The organism is Chroococcidiopsis sp. CCALA 051, assembly GCF_003015105.1.
GTDB lineage: Bacteria > Cyanobacteriota > Cyanobacteriia > Cyanobacteriales > Chroococcidiopsidaceae > Chroococcidiopsis > Chroococcidiopsis thermalis.
Genome location: NZ_PYCI01000026.1, coordinates 20,667 through 41,306, shown reverse-complemented (window position 1 = coordinate 41,306; position 20,640 = coordinate 20,667). Strand labels below are relative to the sequence as shown.

At 45.4% G+C, this 20,640-nt stretch carries 19 protein-coding genes; 6 read left to right on the top strand and 13 right to left on the bottom strand.

Annotated elements, in window-relative coordinates; translation table 11 throughout:
• Positions 1-17: 17 nt before the first annotated feature.
• Positions 18-860: a Ycf66 family protein gene (locus tag C7Y66_RS08765; protein WP_106545275.1), complete on the bottom strand. Its 843-nt coding sequence runs from the start codon at positions 858-860 to the stop codon at positions 18-20.
• 273 nt (positions 861-1,133) lie between these two features.
• On the opposite strand from C7Y66_RS08765, the gene C7Y66_RS08760 reads away from it, so the two are divergent.
• Both C7Y66_RS08760 and C7Y66_RS08755 read left to right on the top strand, forming a co-directional pair.
• Positions 1,134-1,523, top strand: coding sequence for a nuclear transport factor 2 family protein (locus C7Y66_RS08760; RefSeq protein ID WP_106545274.1), 390 nt, complete (start codon positions 1,134-1,136; stop codon positions 1,521-1,523).
• 21 nt (positions 1,524-1,544) lie between these two features.
• Positions 1,545-2,084 (top strand): nuclear transport factor 2 family protein, encoded by a 540-nt coding sequence (locus tag C7Y66_RS08755; protein WP_233222590.1) that lies wholly within the window; start codon positions 1,545-1,547, stop codon positions 2,082-2,084.
• Positions 2,085-2,134: 50 nt separating this feature from the next.
• On the opposite strand, the gene C7Y66_RS08750 is transcribed toward C7Y66_RS08755, so the two are convergent.
• The 3 genes from C7Y66_RS08750 to serA are packed head-to-tail and all read right to left on the bottom strand — an operon-like array spanning position 2,135 to position 6,904.
• Positions 2,135-4,360 carry a fused MFS/spermidine synthase gene (locus tag C7Y66_RS08750; protein ID WP_106545272.1) on the bottom strand — a complete coding sequence of 742 codons (2,226 nt, stop codon included), beginning with the start codon at positions 4,358-4,360 and terminating at the stop codon, positions 2,135-2,137.
• Positions 4,361-5,272 (bottom strand): 50S ribosomal protein L11 methyltransferase, encoded by a 912-nt coding sequence (gene prmA / locus C7Y66_RS08745; protein ID WP_106545271.1) that lies wholly within the window; start codon positions 5,270-5,272, stop codon positions 4,361-4,363.
• A gap of 51 nt (positions 5,273-5,323) precedes the next feature.
• On the bottom strand, positions 5,324-6,904 hold the full coding sequence (gene serA, locus C7Y66_RS08740; RefSeq protein WP_106545270.1) for a phosphoglycerate dehydrogenase: 1,581 nt from the start codon (positions 6,902-6,904) through the stop codon (positions 5,324-5,326).
• A gap of 349 nt (positions 6,905-7,253) precedes the next feature.
• Between serA and C7Y66_RS08735 the strand changes: the two genes are divergently transcribed.
• Entirely contained in the window at positions 7,254-7,766 is a 513-nt protein-coding gene (locus C7Y66_RS08735; RefSeq protein WP_106545269.1) for a hypothetical protein, read from the top strand.
• Between the two features lie 52 nt (positions 7,767-7,818).
• On the opposite strand, the gene C7Y66_RS08730 is transcribed toward C7Y66_RS08735, so the two are convergent.
• Positions 7,819-8,976 (bottom strand): glycosyltransferase, encoded by a 1,158-nt coding sequence (locus C7Y66_RS08730; RefSeq protein ID WP_106545268.1) that lies wholly within the window; start codon positions 8,974-8,976, stop codon positions 7,819-7,821.
• A gap of 690 nt (positions 8,977-9,666) precedes the next feature.
• On the opposite strand from C7Y66_RS08730, the gene C7Y66_RS08725 reads away from it, so the two are divergent.
• On the top strand, positions 9,667-10,446 hold the full coding sequence (locus tag C7Y66_RS08725; RefSeq protein WP_106545267.1) for a photosystem II S4 domain protein: 780 nt from the start codon (positions 9,667-9,669) through the stop codon (positions 10,444-10,446).
• A gap of 104 nt (positions 10,447-10,550) precedes the next feature.
• Here C7Y66_RS08725 and C7Y66_RS08720 read toward each other — a convergent pair whose 3' ends face one another.
• A complete protein-coding gene (locus C7Y66_RS08720; RefSeq protein WP_106545266.1) occupies positions 10,551-11,330 on the bottom strand; it encodes an SDR family oxidoreductase in 780 nt (259 codons plus the stop codon).
• A 337-nt stretch (positions 11,331-11,667) separates the two neighbouring features.
• Between C7Y66_RS08720 and C7Y66_RS08715 the strand changes: the two genes are divergently transcribed.
• Together C7Y66_RS08715 and C7Y66_RS08710 are read left to right on the top strand one after the other, a co-directional pair.
• Entirely contained in the window at positions 11,668-13,182 is a 1,515-nt protein-coding gene (locus tag C7Y66_RS08715) for a sodium:alanine symporter family protein (protein WP_106545265.1), read from the top strand.
• 70 nt (positions 13,183-13,252) lie between these two features.
• Positions 13,253-13,684 (top strand): universal stress protein, encoded by a 432-nt coding sequence (locus C7Y66_RS08710; protein ID WP_015152922.1) that lies wholly within the window; start codon positions 13,253-13,255, stop codon positions 13,682-13,684.
• A gap of 192 nt (positions 13,685-13,876) precedes the next feature.
• On the opposite strand, the gene C7Y66_RS08705 is transcribed toward C7Y66_RS08710, so the two are convergent.
• From C7Y66_RS08705 to C7Y66_RS30970, 7 genes are all read right to left on the bottom strand, one after another.
• Positions 13,877-15,379, bottom strand: coding sequence for a GMC oxidoreductase (locus tag C7Y66_RS08705; protein ID WP_106545264.1), 1,503 nt, complete (start codon positions 15,377-15,379; stop codon positions 13,877-13,879).
• A 9-nt stretch (positions 15,380-15,388) separates the two neighbouring features.
• Complete coding sequence (locus C7Y66_RS08700; RefSeq protein WP_015152924.1) at positions 15,389-15,997, bottom strand: heme-copper oxidase subunit III; 609 nt, start codon at positions 15,995-15,997, stop codon at positions 15,389-15,391.
• Positions 15,994-17,703, bottom strand: a complete 1,710-nt coding sequence (gene ctaD, locus C7Y66_RS08695) for a cytochrome c oxidase subunit I (RefSeq protein ID WP_106545263.1) — start codon at positions 17,701-17,703, stop codon at positions 15,994-15,996. The genes C7Y66_RS08700 and ctaD overlap by 4 nt, the downstream gene beginning before the upstream one ends.
• A gap of 91 nt (positions 17,704-17,794) precedes the next feature.
• A complete protein-coding gene (locus tag C7Y66_RS08690) occupies positions 17,795-18,781 on the bottom strand; it encodes a cytochrome c oxidase subunit II (RefSeq protein ID WP_106545262.1) in 987 nt (328 codons plus the stop codon).
• A gap of 177 nt (positions 18,782-18,958) precedes the next feature.
• On the bottom strand, positions 18,959-19,555 hold the full coding sequence (locus tag C7Y66_RS08685; RefSeq protein ID WP_015152927.1) for a DUF2231 domain-containing protein: 597 nt from the start codon (positions 19,553-19,555) through the stop codon (positions 18,959-18,961).
• Complete coding sequence (locus C7Y66_RS08680; RefSeq protein WP_015152928.1) at positions 19,552-20,049, bottom strand: DUF2231 domain-containing protein; 498 nt, start codon at positions 20,047-20,049, stop codon at positions 19,552-19,554. Before C7Y66_RS08680 ends, C7Y66_RS08685 begins: the two co-directional genes overlap by 4 nt.
• 439 nt (positions 20,050-20,488) lie before the next feature.
• On the bottom strand, positions 20,489-20,635 hold the full coding sequence (locus tag C7Y66_RS30970; RefSeq protein WP_015152929.1) for a hypothetical protein: 147 nt from the start codon (positions 20,633-20,635) through the stop codon (positions 20,489-20,491).
• Positions 20,636-20,640: the final 5 nt, after the last annotated feature.

Here is a 20,640-nt window from a genome sequence, read left to right as displayed (position 1 = left end):
TGCTGGGAAACAAGTACTTACGACTTCTCCTCGGTCTCAGGTGGCGAAGCTGGTTGATGCTTTTCTTCTGCATCTTCAAGTGCGGCTTCTACTAATTCTGGACTGGGAGGATCGGGACGGTGTAATTCAGTGACTTCGCTCTGTGAGGATAACTCGGTTTCAGTTTCGGTAGTCGTCGATTCTTCTGGTTGCGTGGTTTCAACTGGGGTAGCTGCTGCAATGTCTGGGTTTGGTTGGGTTTCAGGCTCGACAACAACGTCAGATTCGGCAGGGGGAGACACTTCTACTTCTGAAGCGATTTCGACTGGGGGAGACACTTCTACTTCTGTGGCAATTTTTTCTTCAAAGGTAGACGCTGACTCGGTTGTTTCTGGGGCTGTAGGGGTTCTATTATCGACAATCTCTACAGTGGGAGTAGATTCCACTGGCGGTGTCGGAACCTTTTTGACATCACTTTTTGGTTGTAGCTGCTCTTTGGCTGCGGTCGCTTTACTCGTTGCTTTCTTGCCAAACTGTGACAGCTTTTGTAGGGGTGAGATTTTGGTGACTTGCTCTTGAACGTTGCTTTTTACCTGTGCTGCGCTCGGTACAGCTGTTTGTTGTTGTTGAGGAGTTAATTGGCGGCGTAACTGTAGAGTTTGGAACGCATACCAACCCAGTAACACGACTCCAGCGACTTGACCTAATAGGAGTCCTCCTGTAATCTGCTTGGCACATACCCATAAGACTAAAGCATAGAACAACCCTACGCCGCTCCAATAGATATCGTTTTTGCGACCAATTTCTGGAAAGAAAAAGGCGGCTAGGTAGATGCCAAGGCTACCAATAGCAACAGCTAACGCAAGGATGTATGCAAGCATTTCTCATCTACTCCTAACTTAGAGTGTTTTCTGGGGATATCTGCTGGGGGCGTTTTTTCAACTAGCTACCTTTACCATTTTGCGGGAGATTGTTGACTTAGATACAAAACAAAAATTAATTCTCTGTATCTACTTACCAGGTTGACATTTTTACCCTTGTGTTGTTCTCTGCTATATGGGCGATACTCAAGGGATACTATGGCGATCGCACAGATGAGCCTTCCTAAGATTTAAGTTGAGATTGGGCAGCACGAAAAAAGGTAATTGTAATTCATGACAAACCTTGAAGTCATCCAAGAACTATACAGATCTTTTCGGGAGAAGGATTACGATGCCTTTCTACATATTTGCACCCATGACCTCGAATGGATTCAGAACGAAGGATTTCCACAAGGCAGGACGTATCGAGGTGCAGAAGCAGTCATCGAAGGAGTTTTTAAATCCAATAATGAGCGTTGGGAGATGTTTTCATTTCAGATCGATCGCTATCTTGATGCAGAAAATTCTGTAGTTGTCATTGGAGCATATGTAGGTCGCCATCGGGAGACGCAAAAATCGCTGCGTGCAGTTGCTGCGCACGTATACGATCTAGTTGATAGCAAGGTGTGCCGCTTCCAAATGTTTGCGGATACGAAAACAATCTGGGATTCGATGGTTCGATAAATGAAGATCGACTTACATCAGGTGAAAATTAAATCGTACAGGGTAGCGTTAGCAAAGCTTTCCAAAGGAATTGCGGTTCTGGTTGGAATTGCTATTGTTTTAATTAGCATCGAAGTATTTGCAGGTATACCCACACAGATGAATGTCAGTAATTCCAGCGCAGCAGGGAGAAAAACTACATCTCCAGAACAGATCCGCACAATCGTTCGTCAAGCGAGAGATAGCTGGATCAATGGAGATGCAGATGCTTTCGCTGCTTTATTCACTCCTGACGGAGAACTGATCGTCCCAGGACAAAAATGGGTAGGTAAAGATGCCATCCGCAAAGCAGCAGCAGATTTTGCTACTTATGCCTCAAACGTCAAAATTGAAATTCGCCAAATTATCATTGAAGGCGATCGCGCTGCCGTAGAGTGGTATTGGGAAGATACAGAAAAAGCGTCAGGTCGTCGCAACCGTGCAGACGATGCGATTATTGCCGATTTTGTCGCAGGTAAAATCAAGCGCTGGCGCGAATATATCGACAGTAAAACGCCAGAGACAGTGACCAGTCACCAGTGAGCTGAGGAAGTTGAGGAAGCAACCACCAACTACCAACTACCCATTACCCATTACCCCTGATTCAAATAATATTCCGATCGCGGGAACAAGTCTGTATTTACAGGTTGGGGTTGTCCGTCTTTGGCGTGGGAGTAGAAATGTACCTGGGCAGTTTTGACATCTTGACGAATTGCTTCGACATTGACGCTTGCTTTTGCTAAAAAATTCAATACAGATGCGTCCTCTAGTTTATTTAATAGCCGTTGTCGATTGAAGTCAACGGGGCGATCGCTGCCAATCAGAACGTGTAAGTCTCCGCTCATGCTTAACTGCATGACGTAAGGGAAGACGCTACGGAACGTCTGCGCTGTGCCTAAACCTACGTTCCATTCCACAAACATACCACCTGGGGCAAGGTGCGATCGCACGGCTTGAAAAAACTCTTGCGAGTAGAGCATACCAGCTCGCGATCGCCAGGGATAGATCGCATCGGCTTCAATGATGTCAAATTGTTGCTGGGAGAGTTCCAACTCTTGCCGTCCGTCACCGACAATAAATTTATAACGCGGATCTTCAAATAAATATTTGAGCGGCTGACCGTTAGGAGTTTGAGCATATTGACGCAAAACTGTCAACTCAGCTCCGAGTAACTCTACCACTTTAATTTGCCGGGTTGCAGGATTTACTCCTGCTGTATGAGCTGTCCCCCCCGAACCCAGTCCGATAATGATGACTTGGGCGGGATGGGGATGAATCAGTGCGGGTAAACTGCCCAGGAGGGCGTGAACTTGCATGTAAGGGAAACTGGCTTGCGCTTGTCCGCTGGCGAGTAAAGTCCCTTGTCCGTTTACCTCTGTAACGGCGGCTACACCTGTTGAATCTTCAGCAGCTAGGAAATATTGTGTGGCTGGAATGCCATGTAGAGCAGCCCAAAGACGAGTATTATTGGGAAATACAGCAATGATGACAGCCAGGGCGATCGCCAGCAGACTTGTAAGCTTATCTTTCCTGAGATTAAAACATAGCAGGGCAAATCCCAGTCCCAACCACGCAATGAATCGCAAGGAACCCGCCGTACCGAACTTATCCAACAGCACTAATCCCGTCAGCAGGCTACCTGTGGTATTGCCTAAGATATTTGCGACTTGAATAAAACCGACTCGCTGTCCAATTTGGCTATCTTTTGTTTGTACGGCTTTCTGTACTAAGGGAAAATAAAAACCCAGTAAGAAATTTGGCAATACGAGCATAACCGCAGGTATGACTACATATCTCAAGATGACAATAGAAGTAATATTATTTAAGTCAATGTAGCCGATATCGGTACGTAAATCTGTTGGATGAGATTGCTGGTAAATGCTAATCAGCCAAATAGAAATTAGCGAATAAGCCGCTATACCAGCTTGAATCGCAAAAAAGACTTTTCGAGGTTGAGGAATAAATCGAATTGTTGCCGATCCTGCGAGGCTACCTAAGGCATTACCAACGAGAATAAATGCGAGAAGATGAGCGTATGTATAGGCGATCGATTGCAATACTGTATCTAAAACCCGAAACCAAATAATCTCTAAAGAAATTGCTGCAAAACCGGAAAGAAAGACCAAAAAACACCACTGCCATAGAGAACGCGATCGCAGCGATCCATTTGCCGTATTTGATGCAACTAATACAGGGTGACTTGGCTGAAACTGACGAGAAATAGACCAGGCAATAATTCCCACTACAGTACTTAGAATTGCACCGAAATAAACTGTTTTTTCATATCCAAAAGTACCGATAATATACCAACCAGAAACGAGCGTTCCCAGCCCCGATCCGAGCGTATTTAAACCGTATAGCAGACCAATTCGAGCTGCTGCACCCTTTGCATGACGGCTAGTTGCTTTCGTTACTAGAGGCAGCGACACGCCCATCAAGGTAGTAGGAATTAATAAACTAACAAACACGATCGCCAACATCATTGCTGGAGATTGTGCCAAAGATTTTCCTTGCAGAAACAGCAAGTCGTAAAATAAAAAGCGGCTACAAATAGCAAAAATCGCAATTCCAAAATTGCAACAACTATAGATTTTTACTGCCTGACGGTTACTGAGGCGATCGCTAATCCAGCCACCCAGCCAACCACCTACACCCAGTCCTAACAAATATGAGGCAACTACAATCGTTACCGACCGCACGTCAGATCCAGAAAACAACCCCAGCATTCGTTGCCACACTACTTGATAAAGCAGTGCTGTAAATCCTGAGAGAAAATAAACAATAAATAGGGCAGAAATTGCCCGTTTGTCATTGGTCATTTAAGACCGTCTCACGTTAAAACAACACCATTCTTTGCGCCGCCAAAGAGTTGCTACAGTCCAACCATAATGCTCTAAAGTATCAGCTACCGATTGGGCTTGGTCGATTAAAATCCCGCTCAGAATGCCCCAAGTTGAGGGTTTAGAAACAGAAGTAATTTGGGGAATTAATTGAATGATGACATCTGCTAAAATATTGCACGCAATGCCGTCGAAAGATGCTTGGGTCATTTGAGGCAGCGTGTTCACGCTACCCTGTCCTACAATTATGCGATCGGCAGAAATTTGATTGAGCTGTCGATTGCTGTGGGTGGCGTTGACTGCCATGATATCTGTATCTACAGCATAAACTCGGCTAGCACCAAGTAAAATTGCTGCAATTGAGAGGATACCAGAGCCACAACCAATATCTGCAATAACTAAGTCTTCTCGACTGGAATTGGGCAGATCGTCCAAACGCATTTCTAAGGCTTCTAAACATAGCTGCGTTGTGGCATGGTTACCCGTACCAAAAGCAGTTCCAGGATCTAGCCTTAGCAAAAGTCGCTCTGATTTTTCTGGCACTGGTAGCCAAGCCGGATAGATTAAAATGCGATCGCCTACTTCCTGCGGTTGCCAGTACTGTTTCCAGCTACTTGCCCAGTCTTCTTCATCGATTAAATGCCACTGCATTTTAGGCGGCTCTAATCCTACCAGTAAGGCATCCTGGCGCAACCATAATGAAAGGGCAGCTAAGTCAAGCAACTTTACTTGTTCTTGTGGCAAATATGCTTTCACCAAACAAACATTACCATCATTCTTCTGTCGTTCGCTTGCCATCCCACGACAGCCAAAATCTTCTAGTCGCCAGAAGATCGTCTCTTCCAGGTCTAGATCGCACAAAATTTGAATTTCCCACCAGTGATTTGCCATAGTTAGCGGTTAGCAATTAGCGATTAGCAACTAGTTGCTAATCGCTAATTGCTATAAAGTTACTGTATACGCATCGCGAATGCCTGCAACTTTGGTGATTTCAGTCAAAATCCCATCGGGCAGGGGGTCGTCTAAACTCAGTACCATTACCGCATCGCCGCGCACGATTTTGCGTCCGACTTGCATACTGGCGATGTTGACGTTAAAGCTACCCAGCAGGGAACCGAGTTTACCAATAATTCCTGGCATATCTCGGTGGAGCGTGAATAGCATGTGCGAACTGGGAGGAATGTTGATCGGGAATTCGTCAATGTTGGTAATGCGAATTTCGCCATCACCTAATAGCGCCCCCGTCACCGAATGTTCGCCCATCGAACCCTTGGCTGATAAGTGCAAGGAACCTGCATAATCCCGAATGGCAGCATCTCGCGTTTCAATAATCCGAATACCCCGTTCTTTGGCTTCGACGCTGGCATTGACGTAATTGACTCTTTCTCGCAGTGCTTGAGAAAGCAATCCTTTCAGGGCAGCAACAACCAATGGTTGACTCTTATTAGTAGCAAGTTCCCCTTGCAGTTTGACATTGAGTAGATCGACTCGTCCCCCAGCCAGCTGACCGACTAAATTACCCAGAGTCTCGGCAAGTTGCATGTACGGTCTGAGTTCTTCCAAAATATCGGGGCTGAGTCCAGGGATATTGACGGCAGAACGAGCTGGTAAGCCTAGCAAGACATCGCGGATTTGCTCTGCTACGTCGATCGCTACGTTGACTTGTGCTTCTGTGGTCGAAGCGCCGAGGTGAGGGGTGAGGATAATTTCTTTTCCTAATGCTCTTAGCGGCGATTCCTTCAGGGGTTCTTCCTCGAAGACATCCAAAGCCGCGCCTGCGATTTTACCCGCCTTAAGTGCTTCTGCTAGCGCCGCTTCATCGATAATGCCACCCCTAGCGCAGTTAACGATCCTGGCATTGGGTTTCATTTTAGCCAGTGCCTCGGCGTTAATTAAATGCGTTGTTTCTGGGGTTTTGGGGATGTGCAGCGTAATGTAATCGGCTTCTTGTAGTAGGATATCTACCTCGACTAAGCGGCAACCTAACTGTTCGGCTCGTTCGGTAGAAATAAATGGGTCGTAGGCGAGTAACTTCATCCCCATCGCTCTAGCCGCCGTAGCAACGTGGGAACCAATCTTTCCTAAACCCACCACGCCAAGGGTTTTTTTGTAGACTTCTGCCCCCACAAAGGTTTTGCGATCCCACTCACCACGTTTGACAGAAGCGTTTGCATCGGGAATGTAACGCGACAATGCCAGCATCATCGCGATCGCGTGTTCGGCAGCGGCGATCGTATTTCCTTCAGGAGAATTGACGACGACAATTCCTTGGCGGGTGGCAGCAGGTACGTCTACATTATCTACGCCCACACCAGCACGACCGATAATTTTCAGTTGATGCCCAGCTTCGATAATTTCTTTAGTAATGCGACTACCAGAGCGAATCATCAACGCATCATACTCTGGGATCGCCTGTACAAACTGCTCTGGTGTTAGACCGATTTTTACATCAACAGTGGCAACTTGGGAAAGGATATCAATTCCTGCCTGGTCGATTGGGTCAGATACGAGAACTTTAGCCATGATTAACGATAGGAATCCAGTGGGAAAAAGGCACTATTAATGATAAGTGAACTGTCTGCTCGTGTGAGTAATTTGTTTATCTACTCGCTTTGAGCGACAGCAGCGATACACAAGACCAGGGGTGATTCCAGTAGCGCGTTACTCTCAGCTCAAGGGTTGCCTTTAGTTAGGTTAAGTTGTGCTTTCGGTAATTCGCTGCCGCAGTACGATATTTTAACAGTTAACAGGGAGCAGGGAGTAGGGAGTAGGGAGCAGGGAAGAAATTTATTCTAAATTCGCCTTGTCCTCCTTGTCTTCCTTGTCCTCCTTGTCCTCCTTGTCCCCCTTGTTCCCCTTGTCCCCCACTCTCATGAATTACCTTATCGCCGTGTTACCCGATCGCATTCAAGCAGAAGCAGCTTCTGTAGCTTTAGAAAAAGAAGGTATACCTACCGATCGCATTACTATTCTTGGTAGAGGATACAAAAGTGCAGATGAGTTTGGCTTGATCGATCCCAACGAGCAAGCTGCTAAACAAGCAAAACTGATGGCTTTCTGGCTCGTACCGTTTGGTTTTGCCTCTGGAGTTGCTTTCAGCGTGCTGTCTGGTCTAGATACCTTTGCTTGGGCGGGTGAAATCGGCAATCATGTCATTGGTGGTTTACTAGGTGCTGTGGCTGGTGGTATGGGTAGCCTATTTGCTGGTGGTGGTGCTGGTTTGGTGTTTGGTAGTGGCGATGCTTTGCCGTACCGCAACCGTCTCAATGCAGGTAAGTATTTAATTGTTGTTAAAGGCACGGATGGCACACTTCGACAAGCAACGAGCGTACTACGTCGATTTGAACCAGAAAATATCCAAGGCTATGCTGAAACGACTGGCTGATATTCAGTTTTCAGTGTAGAGACGTTACATGTAACGTCTCTACTGTGGTTTTTTAATCCTTGGTATCTATCTGTGCTTCACAAAGAGTTTTGTAGAAGTTTTTGCCAAATTCGTCGAGATTGAATTCTGTCATAATTCGTTTTTTATGATTTAACAAATACTCTGTATTGTCGCTATTTTTAACTCGGAGTAAAGTCTCAATAGCAGCTTCACTGTCACCAAATTGAAATAACCATTCTTGAGGTAAAATTTCTAACATTCCGTCTATGCTAGAAGCAACTATTGGCAAACCATAGTACATTGCTTCTAACATGACTAATGGTAATCCTTCTAGTCGAGAGGGAATGACGAGCATGTCTATGGCAGAGTAGATATATGATAAGTCATTTCCCCAAGGAATAATTTTGACTCTTTCGCTTAAACCAGAAGTTTGAATGAGTTTTTGTAACTTCTCTTCATCTGAGCCATCACCTACGACTAGTAATTTGATATTTTCTAGCTTACTGGCATATTTCGCCATTGAGGTAATGAGAAAGTCATGTCCTTTGTGTTTGAGTTCAATTCTAGCAACTAGAGCCACTACATAATCGCTGTTATCTATGCCGTATTTTTGCCGAGATATGTTTCGCTCCTGTCGATGCCATACTCTTAAGTCGGGACCGTAATATACTACAGAAATTTTTGATTTAACTCCCTGCTGAACTAAGTTATATTTAGCCTGAGCGCTAGTCGTAATAAATGCATCTGGCAATTTGTAAAAATGCAAATTAATGAAATCTCTTAATTTAGAGAGTTTGCCCTGCATTAACGATAAAGATTGTGTTAGCGGGATAAAGCTAATTGCTTTAAGGTTAGCTTTTTTCGCTGCTAGCAAACCGAGGGAACTAAGTTCGATCGTGCCTTGAACGACAATGACTACATCGGGTTTGATAATAGAAATAGTTTGAGCAATTTTAGCAACTACGGGAAACGATAATAATGCTCCTAAGTTTCTAAATCTTGCTGCTTTGAACTCTATTGGATAAAGTTCGAGGTACTTAAATTCTCGCACTAGTAAAGTTAAGCGATCGTAAAGTCTTTGATTTCCTTGATAAAACATAAATCCAACCTTGAGGTTGGTATTTTCTAGTAAGTATTTAACCGCATCTATAGCAGAAATACTATGACCGCCAAAGCCGGAGCCATCATCGTAAAATAGTATTCTTTTCATCTTTTTGATTTAGTAGAATTGTAAGAAAATCAAGACAAACTCAACTCACTTCTGAGTGCTATAGCAATCCTATTTGATTCATGAACGTGGAGCAGGGTAGAAGCCTACTTTACAAATCATTTAGAACTGGTATAGCACCCAGAAGATCGATAATCAGTCCATGTCCAATGATGCTCGCCGCTTCAAGGTCTGCATCTTTAGACGCGATGAGCTACACCCAGATGGCGATCGCTGAAGAACACTAACGCCATAATTACTTAATCTTAGAAAGACTTGAGAAATATTTTATACTGCAAACAGTCCAATTATCATATTCTTTATCTTGCGATAAAAGTATCTCTAGATACAGAATAGAATTGAGTTTTTTGCTGTTGACATCTATTCTTTACGCAAGAAATATTTGTGTAAAATATAACATAGAACTATCTGGGCGAAAAGAGTGGAGCTGTGCTGTTCGTGAAGGTAAGGAGCAAATGCAATGTTGGTAACAGATGACTAGTGTTAGGATATCTGCATAGGAAAACGGGCTGGAGATCGAAACACGATCGAGTTTTAGCCTCTCGCAAAGTCTATGCTGCTAACACATGTACCAAAAATAAAAGAAATGACAGCAGTTGGATTTTATGCAGATAACAATAAGTGTCAAACAATATAGAACATATATAGCCAACTAAAGGTTAGAAAATTAAGATGTTGCCGAGAGAAGACTTATTAAAAGGTGTAGAAAATCGAGAAGCTATCGTTCGTGTTATCGATCTAGCAGAGCAAGCAATCAAAACTTGGGAAGTGGTACTCACTGATTTTTTATCGCCCCCAGAGTTAGCTGAGAGTCAGCAAATTTTTAGTCGTTTGACTGACGTACAATTAGTAGCTTGGGGCGGTTATCCTCAAGCAGAACGGCAACGATTAGCGATCGCTCGTGCGGAAGTCCCTCTCGATTCATCCCAAGTGACAGTAGCAGCAATAGATATTGCCGGGAACTTTCTATTTGATACTGCTACCCATCGCGACTTTTTAGGGGCGATGCTAGGCACGGGAATTGTACGGGACAAAACTGGCGATATTATTGTGTTGGGAGAACGGGGAGCGCAAGCAATTGTTGTACCAGAATTAGTAGAATTCTTAGCAATGAATTTAAAGCAAGTGCGTTCCGTTCCCGTCAAAATTCAGCAGATCGAGCTGAGCGAATTAAGAATTAAAGAACCGAAAAAAAAGGAATTAACAACAGTAGAAGCCTCTTTACGATTAGATGCGATCGCCTCTGCTGGGTTTGGGATGTCCCGCAGCAAAATGGTAGATTTGATCGAAGGTGGAGACGTGCGCGTTAACTGGAAAGAAATGAGCCAATCCAGCACTCAAGTCAAAACTGGAGATTTAATCGCTATTCGCGGCAAAGGACGATTAGAAGTGGGAGAAGTCGCCGTCACGAAAAAAGAGCGCTATCGCATCCAATTAACGCGGTATATGTAATCGGTAATTGATAATGGGTAGTTGGTAGTTGGCAATAGATTATTGATAATTCGAGTAGTCGGGTATTCGGAATTAAGTGTTCCCTGTTCCCTGACAACAAAAACTCAACTAAGCTTAAACACTTTTCCAACTAAACTGACTAAAGCTTGGCGCGGTAAAAATCGATAAGCATTAGCACTAATTTTATTTGTCAGTCCCGGAACGATCGAAGAACGGTTTTTTTCTAAAGCTTGAAGTGATTCTTTGACAACTTGCTGAGGTGAAATATAACTTTTAGCGATCGTCTCTGAAAAAGTTGTGGGAAAATCAGCCTCTTGGAAAAATTTCGTTTCAGTGGGACCAGGACAAACAGCTAAAATCCGTACCCCATACTTGCGATTTTCTGCCCACAATGCCTCGCTAAAACTGAGGACAAAAGCTTTACTGGCTGCATAAACAGAAAAGTAAGGTATCGGTTGGAATGCAGCAGTAGAAGCAAGATTGATAATACCTCCAGATCGACGCTGGCGCATTCCTGGTAAAAATTTGTGAGTCAAGTCTACCAACGCTAAAACATTCAACTGTACCATTCTGACTTGGCGATCGCCATCTCGTTCGGCAAAATCGCCATAATCTCCAAAGCCAGCGTTATTGATTAATAGATCGAGCTCTAATCCCTTTTCCGTTACCGTATTGTAGATAGCTGTAGCTGTTTCTGGTACAGTTAGGTCGTGGACGAGAACGTAGACTTGAATTTGATATTGTGCTTGTAACTGAGCTGCCAGCTGTTGCAATTTGTCAGCGGAACGAGCTACTAAAACTAAATCCATTTGTCGAGAAGCTAACTCATGGGCAAAAATAGCACCAATTCCCGCAGAAGCACCAGTAATCAAAGCTGTTGGCATATTAAAAGTGAGTCGTAAGTTGTAGGGGCGGGTTTAATGTTGAGAATACCGAGTCTAGGACTGGAAATTCTGCGGTGAAACCCGCCCGTACGAGTGAATAGTCAGAGCGATCTATCAGTCAAGTACTTAAGTAATTCTAACGCTTGACTACCAGTTACCAACTACCAGTGACTAATTCCCAAACATCGCAATATATCTATCTTTGGAAGTATATACTACAGCTTATTTTTGATAAATGCTAAAAAATTGTGTCTTAAGAACAGTTTAATTGCGACCTAAAGTTATATTTTCTTAAAATTAAGGATTTTTTGCTAACACTCACAATTAAGAAACGCTAATGAATCACCATAAGCTTTTAAATTGGCTGAGAAAATATCCTTGGCTTTGTTTAGCGTTACTAGCCATACCTAGCACGGCTTACGCTGCTGACGGTAAGCCGACAGGAATCTTAGGGGCAATTGATGCTATCTTTTCCTATCTAGTAGCAGCGCTGTCTCAAATTCTGTTCTTTAGCATTGGCGGAATGCCGTTTATCGTCCTGTGGTTGATTATTGGTGCGGTATTTTTTACAATCCGCATGAGTTTCATCAACTTCCGTGCTTTCGGTCACGCGATTTCTGTCGTGCAAGGACATTACGATAATCCAGCAGAAGCAGGAGAAGTCACTCATTTTCAAGCGCTATCAGCGGCACTATCGGCAACAGTAGGCTTAGGAAATATTGCTGGAGTAGCGATCGCCATTCAGTTAGGCGGTCCTGGGGCAATGTTTTGGATGACTGTCGCAGGGTTGTTAGGGATGTCCAGTAAGTTCGTTGAGTGTACTTTGGGACAGAAGTATCGTATTGTCAAGCCGGATGGTAGCGTTTCCGGCGGGGCGATGTACTACCTATCGCGTGGCTTGGGCGAACTGGGACTGCGTCCTTTGGGTAAAGTGCTAGCACCACTATTTGCTGTGTTTTGCATTGGTGGGTCTTTCGGTGGTGGCAATATGTTCCAGGCAAACCAGTCCTTTGCTGCGGTATCGGGAGTCATACCCTTTTTGCAGGGGCGAAACTGGCTCTACGGTTTAGTCATGGCTGTATTAGTTGCTTTAGTGATTATTGGTGGCATCAAGCGGATTGGTTCGGTGGCTGAGAAACTGGTTCCAGCAATGTGCTTGATCTACATCCTCGCCTCTTTATTCATTATTTTGACGAACATACCTCAGATTCCCAGTGCAGTTGGCACAATTCTCCGAGAAGCCTTTTTCCCACAAGCGATCGCCGGAGGATTTATTGGGGTATTGGTGCAAGGATTTCGCCGTGCCTCTTTCTCGAATGAAGCAGGAGTCGGTTCAGCAGCGATCGCCCATTCCGCCGCCCGTACCGAAGAACCGATCCGCGAAGGGATTGTGGCATTACTCGAACCTTTCATCGATACTGTCGTGATTTGTAACATGACAGCTTTGGTAGTGGTGATTACAGGTGTTTACACCGACACCAAAGCAGACGGGGCGCAACTCACAAATGAAGCTTTTGCTTCTGCGATTAGCTGGTTTCCAATCGTACTAGCGATCGCCATCTTTCTGTTTGCTTTCTCCACGATGATTTCTTGGAGTTACTACGGCGAACGCAGTTGGGAATACTTGTTTGGCGATCGCACCACTTTAGTTTACAAGGCACTGTTTGTTTTCTTCGTGTTTGTCGGCGCTGTCGTCAACCTCGGTGCAGTCTTAGAATTCAGCGACATGATGATTTTGTCAATGGCTTTCCCTAACATCTTGGGCTGCTTCCTCTTGTCAAACAAAGTTGCCGCCGATTTACAAGATTACATGCAGCGCCTCCAAACTGGAAAGATGCCCGTGTTTAAGTGAGCAGTTATTAGGGAGCGATCGAGCAGGGAGCAACTACCAATGACCAATGACCAATTACCAATTTAAAATCATGAGTTGGTTACAGAAAGACCGAGTTTTAGTTCCGATCGATTTTTCAGAAGAGTCTTTTGCGGCACTATCTCCAGCGCGAGAATTTGTGAAGGATGCAAGTCATTTGTATGTTCTGCACGTTCTGTCTCACCTGCATCCAGCTGAACCTGGGGCGATGTGGAATACTTTAGACGATCGCTCGCGCCAGCAGCACGTAAAAGAGACTTTGAACAAACGATTTAAAGCTTCGGAGTTTGAAGGAGTTCATATTGGCGTTGCTGTTGGCGACCCCAGTTCGGAGATTCTCGACTATGCTAAGGAGATTAATGCCGATTTAATTGTGATTCCATCGCATGGCAAAACTGGCTTGAGTCGATTTTTTCTCGGTTCGGTAGCAGAACGAGTGATTCGTTATGCTCATTGTCCTGTGGTGGTGTTGAAAAAAAATTAGGTCAGTGGTTTATCAAAATCATCGCGATGTTAATCAATTAAGGCTAATACTTTGCTAAGAGATTAGCCTCAACTGCTTTATAGCGATTCTCGTTATGATGCGATACATTCGTAGGGGCGCACAGCTGTGCGCCCCTACAGATCTTGTATTTCATCGAATTGAAAAAGGCTATATTTTTCATTCAGCAACGCCTTACTTCAACTGCTCGATTAAGCGATCGCCAACCCGCAAAGCATTTGCAATGACAGTCAAGCCAGGACTAACACTGGCGTGAGAAGGGAAAAAACTGCTGTCTACGACATAGAGATTTTGCACTTCGTGGCTGCGACAGTTTAGATCCAATACCGATGTTGCCGGATCTTCCCCAAACCGACAAGTGCCGCACTGATGAGCTACAACTTGTACGGGCATATCGCTGCGCGGATGGGTCGTGCGGTTAAAGACATTGGGCTGAGACTGCTCGACGCTTTTTAATACATCAACCCAACGATATACTAGGCGATCGTGCGCTTCTACATTATTCGCCGTGTAATCAATTCGCAGTTTGTCTCCCACATAGCGAACGCGATTGTTGGGATCGGGCAAATCTTCTGTTTTCAACCACCAACCGATTGAATGAGTTGCCAACTGTCGCAAGCCGAAACTTGGCATCAGCCTAGATAATGCCGATAAAATTGGTGGTGCTTCGGCAAAAATGACATCTTGAAAAATGCCACCGGAGTTTTGTACGTGACCCATCGGATACGGAAAATCTTTATCTCCCCAATAAAAATCGTTTAGCCCTAGCGTGCGGGAAAACGACCCAGAATTAGCGGTAGAGGTTAACTGCACCACAACCGACAGCAGTTGTTTCATCAAATTTCGCCCCACCTGACCGGAGCCATTTGCAATTCCATCAGGGTGTTTTTCGTTGGCAGACCGCAGCAGCAATGCCGCCGAGTTCACAGCACCACAGGCAAGCACTACAATATTGCCTAAAAATAAATAGGACTGTTCGCCAATTTTTGCTTCAACTGCTTTAATCTGAGATCCTGATGGGTTGGTATGCAGACAAACAACCTGAGCAGAGGTTTTAAGCGTCACGTTTTCGCTGTTGAGGATGGGGCTAACTCCGGTGTCTTCAGCATCGGTTCTACCGCGATTGCCCAACCCTAGCGGCAAATGAACGGGATGCAACCCCTGCTGAGAAAGAGTGTCACCAATATGTTGCACCATCGGCTCATGAGCAACTTCCCCAAAAGGATAGGCTTGGCTATGGGGCGGCTCAGTGGGGTCATCTTCGACTTTACCGTGTACTTGATACAACTTCTCGGCTTCGGTGTAGTAAGGCTCAAAGTCCTGATATTTCAATGCCCATGCCGGAGAAACCCCACCCTGATGCTGCACTTGCTCAAAGTCGCGTTCGCGCATTCGCTGCAAAACGCCACTCCAGATTTTTGTATTGCCACCAACGGCGTAATATGTTTGCGGATAAAACGGTTCTCCTGCGTTGTCGTACCAGGGTTCTGGCGCGTGAAATTGCTCTTTCTTAAAAACTTCTGTATCGACCAACTCCGAACTTTCACGATGGATCAGTTCTCCGCGATCGAGCAGCAAGATCTTTTTACCAGTTGATGCCAGCTTTCGCGCCAGCGTCCCGCCGCCTGCACCCGTACCAACAATAATTACGTCATAGTATTGGTCGTCAATTATCATAGGGCTCTCCTACTGCCAAACGTAAATGAGCGTGTACAACACGATCCAAATGACATCGACAAAGTGCCAAAATAAGGACGTTGCTTCAACACCAAAATAACCGTTGTCGTAGTTACCCGGGATAAACGATCGCCCCAACATTAATGTTTGTAGCAGAATTCCGGTGAGAACGTGCAAGCCATGAAATCCAGTTAATAAAAAGAACGTACCACCGAACAAACCCGACTGGTAGCTAAATGGTAAACTGCGCCATTCCACAGCTTGCCCAAAGAGGAAATAGCTACCCATCGCCATAGTAGCTAACAGAAATAGGCGAAAGCCCCACAGTTTTTGATCGTGTAAATAACGCTCAGCCACGTAGATGACAAAGCTACTGGATACCAGCACGAGCGTATTAATGAATGGATCTCTGGTTTCCAAGCCAGTTACACCAGGCGGATACCAGTCTAGGGTAGTGGTTTTGTAGACAATGTAACCCGTAAAGAAGCTCAGGAAAATGACACTTTCCGACAGCAGAAACACGATAAAGCCAAACTTACTATTGCCTGCTGCGTCATGCTCCTGGTGCTGTCGAACGTTAGCTTCAGTATCTTGCGCGATCGCTCTTTCTGCTGTCATGATGTTTGCTGCTGCGTCAGAGATTCAGGAAATTGAGTCAAGCCTGGATTGGGAATGTTCCCTACCAAGGGTTGGTTCCTACCGTAGCCGTAGGGACCCGAAACCACAAGCGGTGTTTCTTCAAAGTTTTCCACGGTTGGTGGTGAAGAAGTAAGCCACTCTAAACCGTATGCCCGCCAGGGATTGTTGCCTACTTTCTCGCCCCGAATCCAAGAACTCACCATGTTGAGAATAAATGGTAGCGTAGACAGCCCCAATAGAAAACCGCCAATACTTGCTATAACATTCCAGTAGGCAAATTCCAGGTCGTAGGATGCAACACGGCGGGGCATTCCCATCAATCCAGCAGGGTGCATCGGTAGGAAGGTTAACGCCGTTCCCAGGTAGGTCAAGGCAAAGTGCAGTTTACCCAGCCCTTCGTAATACATGCGTCCGGTCATTTTAGGAAACCAGTGATAGATTCCGGCATAAATGCCCATGACGATCGCGCCATACAGCACGTAATGGAAATGTCCGACCACAAAATAAGTGTTGTTGACGTGAATATCGATCGGCACAGAAGCCAGAAAAATTCCGGTAATTCCCGCAAATAACCAATTACTAATACCACCGAGCGCAAACAGCATCGGCGTGGTGAAGCGAATCTTCCCACCCCAAATCGTTGCCACCCAACCAAAGACTTTAATGCCAGAAGGAATGGCAACCAGCATCGATGTCACCATGAAGAGTATCCGCATCCAACCAGGTGTGGCACTGGCAAACATGTGATGCACCCACACCAAACCACTGACAACCGTAATTAAGATCGATGATGCCGCAATCACCCGATAGCCGAATAAGGGCTTACGGGCATGAACGGGCAGAATTTCGGAAAACATCCCAAATGCTGGCAGAATCATCACATAGACTGCCGGATGGGAGTAAAACCAGAAAAAGTGTTGGTATAAGATGGGATTACCGCCCCGCTCTGGTGCAAAAAAACTGGTGCCGATCGTGAGATCGAGCAATAGCATGATTGCCCCTCCAGTTAGGGCAGGCAGTCCATACAGTTGAATTAACTGTGCTGCCAGCACCGACCAGACAAAGGCAGGTGTTCTAAACCAAGTCATTCCTGGCGCACGCATTTTGAAGATGGTAGTGACGAAATTCACCCCACCCATGATGGAAGATACCCCCGAAATTGCCACTGCCAAAATCCATAACACCTGTCCGTTCAGCAGATTGCCAGTCGGGTTTTGCAAACTCACAGGCGGATATGCCCACCATCCCGACTGCGATGGACCTCCTGGTACTAGGAAACTGGCTAGCATCAGAATGCCTACTACAGGAACCATCCAAAACGAAACCGCATTGAGCCGAGGAAATGCCATATCTCGCGCTCCAATCATCAGTGGCACGAGATAATTTCCCAATCCCACTAAAACGGGGAACGTCCACATAAACAGCATGATCGAGCCATGCATTGTGAACAGCGCGTTATAAACAGTGCGATCGACCAGATCGGCATCGGGGGTAATCAGTTCGCCCCGCATAATCATCGACAACGTGCCACCAATTAGGAAAAAGAAAAAAGATGTGACGATGTATTGAATGCCGATCACCTTGTGATCGGTGCTGAAGGTGAAGAATCGCTTCCAGTTATCGGGTGCGCCTGGGTATGGCTGTCCGCGCACGGCTTCTGGAGCCTCGATCGAGATGTTTGTCATAAGTTATTAAGCAAGTTAAAAGTCAAAAGTTAAAATTGCGAAACTCACGATCGCGAATTATGAATTACGAATTACAAATTATTTGGTTACATCAGGCAGGTGGACTATTCGGTTCGTGCTTAGGGGCATAATTTACTACAGGTGGCGATGCAGGTGGGATAGTGTCCCAACCGCGAACGGCTACCTTGTCTTTCGTTGTCCCAGAGCGATCGTTGGCTCGGCTGTACTCAAAAGCAGCCCGATTAAAGGCAGGTGTGGGCGACCCAGCGGCAGCATCGGCAAGCCATTGTTGATATTCGTTGAATGGCTGAACGACGACATCTGCTTGATTTGCGGCAAAGTAAGTCCCGCTAAACATCGAATCGCGCAGGCGATAGGTTCCAGTTTTCACAGGAGTCAGTTCAAAATCGATTTCGTGGTTAGGAACGACATCTTGCTTCAGGCGAAATGCCGGAATGTAAAAGCCGTGCAACACATCCTGCGATCGCAACGTAAAGCGCACGCGGCGATCGACAGGTAAATGTAACTCAGTGCTGGTGATATCCTGTTTTGGATAATGGAAAATCCATGCCCATTGCTTAGCGGTCACGTCAATTTGCTCGATGGGAGCGGTTTCTACTGCATTCTGAATTTCCTGCTGAGGCTTGCTGTCAAAGGGTTCGGCGTAAGCAGGCTGCATCATCTGAGGCATATGCAAGTGTACCAGTTCCATTGGACCCCGCACCGCCATTTTTTCGTAAGTCCGATAGCTCACAAAGGAAAGCGTTAACACCAAAACTAATGGTACTGCCGTCCAGACAATTTCCAGCCAGGTGTTGCCTTCTATCGGGGGACCATCGCTCATGTCATACTTACTGGCTCGATGAAAAACCAACGAGTAGAGGAAAGGTCCGATCGCACCTAAGTAGATGAATGTGCCTAATCCAGTGAAGAGACTGAATAGATCGTCCAGCAACTTTGCTTCTGCTGCTGCTTCTGGCGGAAACCAAGAATAGGATTGCTTCGCCATCCACAAGCTTGTCATAGCGACCAGGATGGCATAGACCGTCATTATTAGAATTGCACGAAGTTTCATCATGACAGCGATCGCACCATAGTTAGAACAGCGAACTGAGAGGAGAAGGCAGGGAGAAGAGAGCTTATGATGCTCTCGGGAACTGAAAGGACAAGGGGGACAAGGGAGACAAGGGAGAAAAATTATAGCTTCTGATTCCTGACTCCTGTTTTGACTTTTGCCTTTTGCCTTTTGCCTTCCCTAGAGTTGATTGGGATTTTCGCCTAAGTGCAGCATTTGATCCGCTGTGACGTGAATGCCAAATTCAGCACCCAGATGTGCGCCCAGCGTTCCCTGCACAAACATCAGAGCAAAAACAAATAAACCAGCAGCGAGATAACTCCACTGTACCTGTCTTGCCATGTCTTTGCGCCACTGATAGCGTTGAAAGCCGCGCCAAACGGTCATTCCCACGATTAAGGTCAAAATCATCACCCCCCCTACACCGTGTAGAATCATCGTTTCCAAGGCATGAAGCCCCCAGGCACTGGTGACATCCGCTAGCGGTACAGCCAAAGCAACTTCAAACACACCAGCCATAACCGTAAAAAAGGTCACGATCGCCGATGCTAAAAGGTTATACCAACCGACATCAAACAGCGCCGAGCGGGTAACGGGAATTGCTAGAAACTTAAAAACTGCTTTCTCTACGGGAAACAGTACCCCTACAATGTCAAAGGCGATCGCTACAATGAATAACCCTAGCGTTAGATGCACCAGATTGGGATGGATGGGAATTGGGTAGGGCAACCCATTAACTCCCAAGCTACCCCACTGTTCCAGCAAGTCTGGATTCATAATATACCTCCTCTGATTGCCTCTACGACAGGAATCGTATGCAAGCCATAGACCCACACGAGTAAGCTGCCCAGGTATGTCTGAATACAAACTAGCCCAACTAGCAGCACGCTCGCTGCGAGATAAGGAAGGGGTAGCTGTGGTCTTTCCTGCAACCGGATCACGTAGCGCCATGCGGTGACGACTGCTAGAATTCCTGAGAGCGACCAGCCCAAAATTGTATGAGCATTCAGCGTTGAAACAGATGCAGCATAAGGTTCTGCCAGACCTGCCTCAATTTGTCCAAAAATAATTGCAATGAAGATCGAAACTGTTGCGAAGGTCAGATTCCACCAACTGACTTCATACAATTTGGAATTTTTTGTAAAATACCCCAGGAGATCGCAAAATACTGCAAACAGCACCATAGCGATCGCGAAATGCACCACGATTGGGTGAATGGTATCGGGATAAGGAAGGTTATGCTCGTTGAGAGGCGGAAGATACTTAAACACAGATTTTCAGAGTAATACAGTGACAGCGAGCAGTTATAGTGAAACGAAAGGATTGGATTGCTAAAAATTATCGCAGACAGAATAACTACTGGTGTAGCAGCAAAGTAGGCAGTAACTCCAAAAATTTGAGCAATAATTTTGACTTACTTCTAAAGTATCTCCTTTTGCAACTCCAGACACTTATCCCCTTTCTAATTTAATTGTTTAGGTTTCTGTACGACAGTGAATATGTCAAATTTCAACGCAAGCCCAGCAGTATAATTTCGCACTTGAAATTGTTGCCACTTGAACGTAGGTCAAAATAGTTTTCTAGAGAACATTATTTTGACCCACCCCTTTTTGCACCACAACCGCTATTCTAGTGGTCATTTAACCGTATATTTAATGTACGGAAATAGCTCGTAGTTTATAAATCGAACTCATACCCAATCGTATAGTTTTAATTGCGCCGCTCTAGTAAGCTATTTTTTAAGACTTCTATGAACTGCCAAAATCTAGGTAATTTTTGAGCAGCCTTTTGTCTTGGTAGCTTCGCACAAACTTCTTCTGGTGACCAGAAGTGGTCGTCAAAGTCGTAGTATCCCATGAGAT

Bases quoted from the DNA above. Each gene is read 5' to 3' on its own strand.
- C7Y66_RS08720 (WP_106545266.1), bottom strand. From the start codon at position 11,330: ATGCCAACAGCTTTGATTACTGGTGCTTCTGCGGGAATTGGTGCTATT.
- prmA (WP_106545271.1), bottom strand. From the start codon at position 5,272: ATGGCAAATCACTGGTGGGAAATTCAAATTTTGTGCGATCTAGACCTG.
- C7Y66_RS08690 (WP_106545262.1), bottom strand. From the start codon at position 18,781: ATGATGAAACTTCGTGCAATTCTAATAATGACGGTCTATGCCATCCTG.
- C7Y66_RS08735 (WP_106545269.1), top strand. From the start codon at position 7,254: ATGAATTACCTTATCGCCGTGTTACCCGATCGCATTCAAGCAGAAGCA.
- C7Y66_RS08710 (WP_015152922.1), top strand. From the start codon at position 13,253: ATGAGTTGGTTACAGAAAGACCGAGTTTTAGTTCCGATCGATTTTTCA.
- C7Y66_RS08715 (WP_106545265.1), top strand. From the start codon at position 11,668: ATGAATCACCATAAGCTTTTAAATTGGCTGAGAAAATATCCTTGGCTT.
- serA (WP_106545270.1), bottom strand. From the start codon at position 6,904: ATGGCTAAAGTTCTCGTATCTGACCCAATCGACCAGGCAGGAATTGAT.
- C7Y66_RS08685 (WP_015152927.1), bottom strand. From the start codon at position 19,555: ATGAATCCAGACTTGCTGGAACAGTGGGGTAGCTTGGGAGTTAATGGG.
- C7Y66_RS08730 (WP_106545268.1), bottom strand. From the start codon at position 8,976: ATGAAAAGAATACTATTTTACGATGATGGCTCCGGCTTTGGCGGTCAT.
- ctaD (WP_106545263.1), bottom strand. From the start codon at position 17,703: ATGACAAACATCTCGATCGAGGCTCCAGAAGCCGTGCGCGGACAGCCA.
- C7Y66_RS08760 (WP_106545274.1), top strand. From the start codon at position 1,134: ATGACAAACCTTGAAGTCATCCAAGAACTATACAGATCTTTTCGGGAG.
- C7Y66_RS08765 (WP_106545275.1), bottom strand. From the start codon at position 860: ATGCTTGCATACATCCTTGCGTTAGCTGTTGCTATTGGTAGCCTTGGC.
- C7Y66_RS08750 (WP_106545272.1), bottom strand. From the start codon at position 4,360: ATGACCAATGACAAACGGGCAATTTCTGCCCTATTTATTGTTTATTTT.
- C7Y66_RS08700 (WP_015152924.1), bottom strand. From the start codon at position 15,997: ATGACAGCAGAAAGAGCGATCGCGCAAGATACTGAAGCTAACGTTCGA.
- C7Y66_RS08725 (WP_106545267.1), top strand. From the start codon at position 9,667: ATGTTGCCGAGAGAAGACTTATTAAAAGGTGTAGAAAATCGAGAAGCT.
- C7Y66_RS08705 (WP_106545264.1), bottom strand. From the start codon at position 15,379: ATGATAATTGACGACCAATACTATGACGTAATTATTGTTGGTACGGGT.
- C7Y66_RS30970 (WP_015152929.1), bottom strand. From the start codon at position 20,635: ATGGGATACTACGACTTTGACGACCACTTCTGGTCACCAGAAGAAGTT.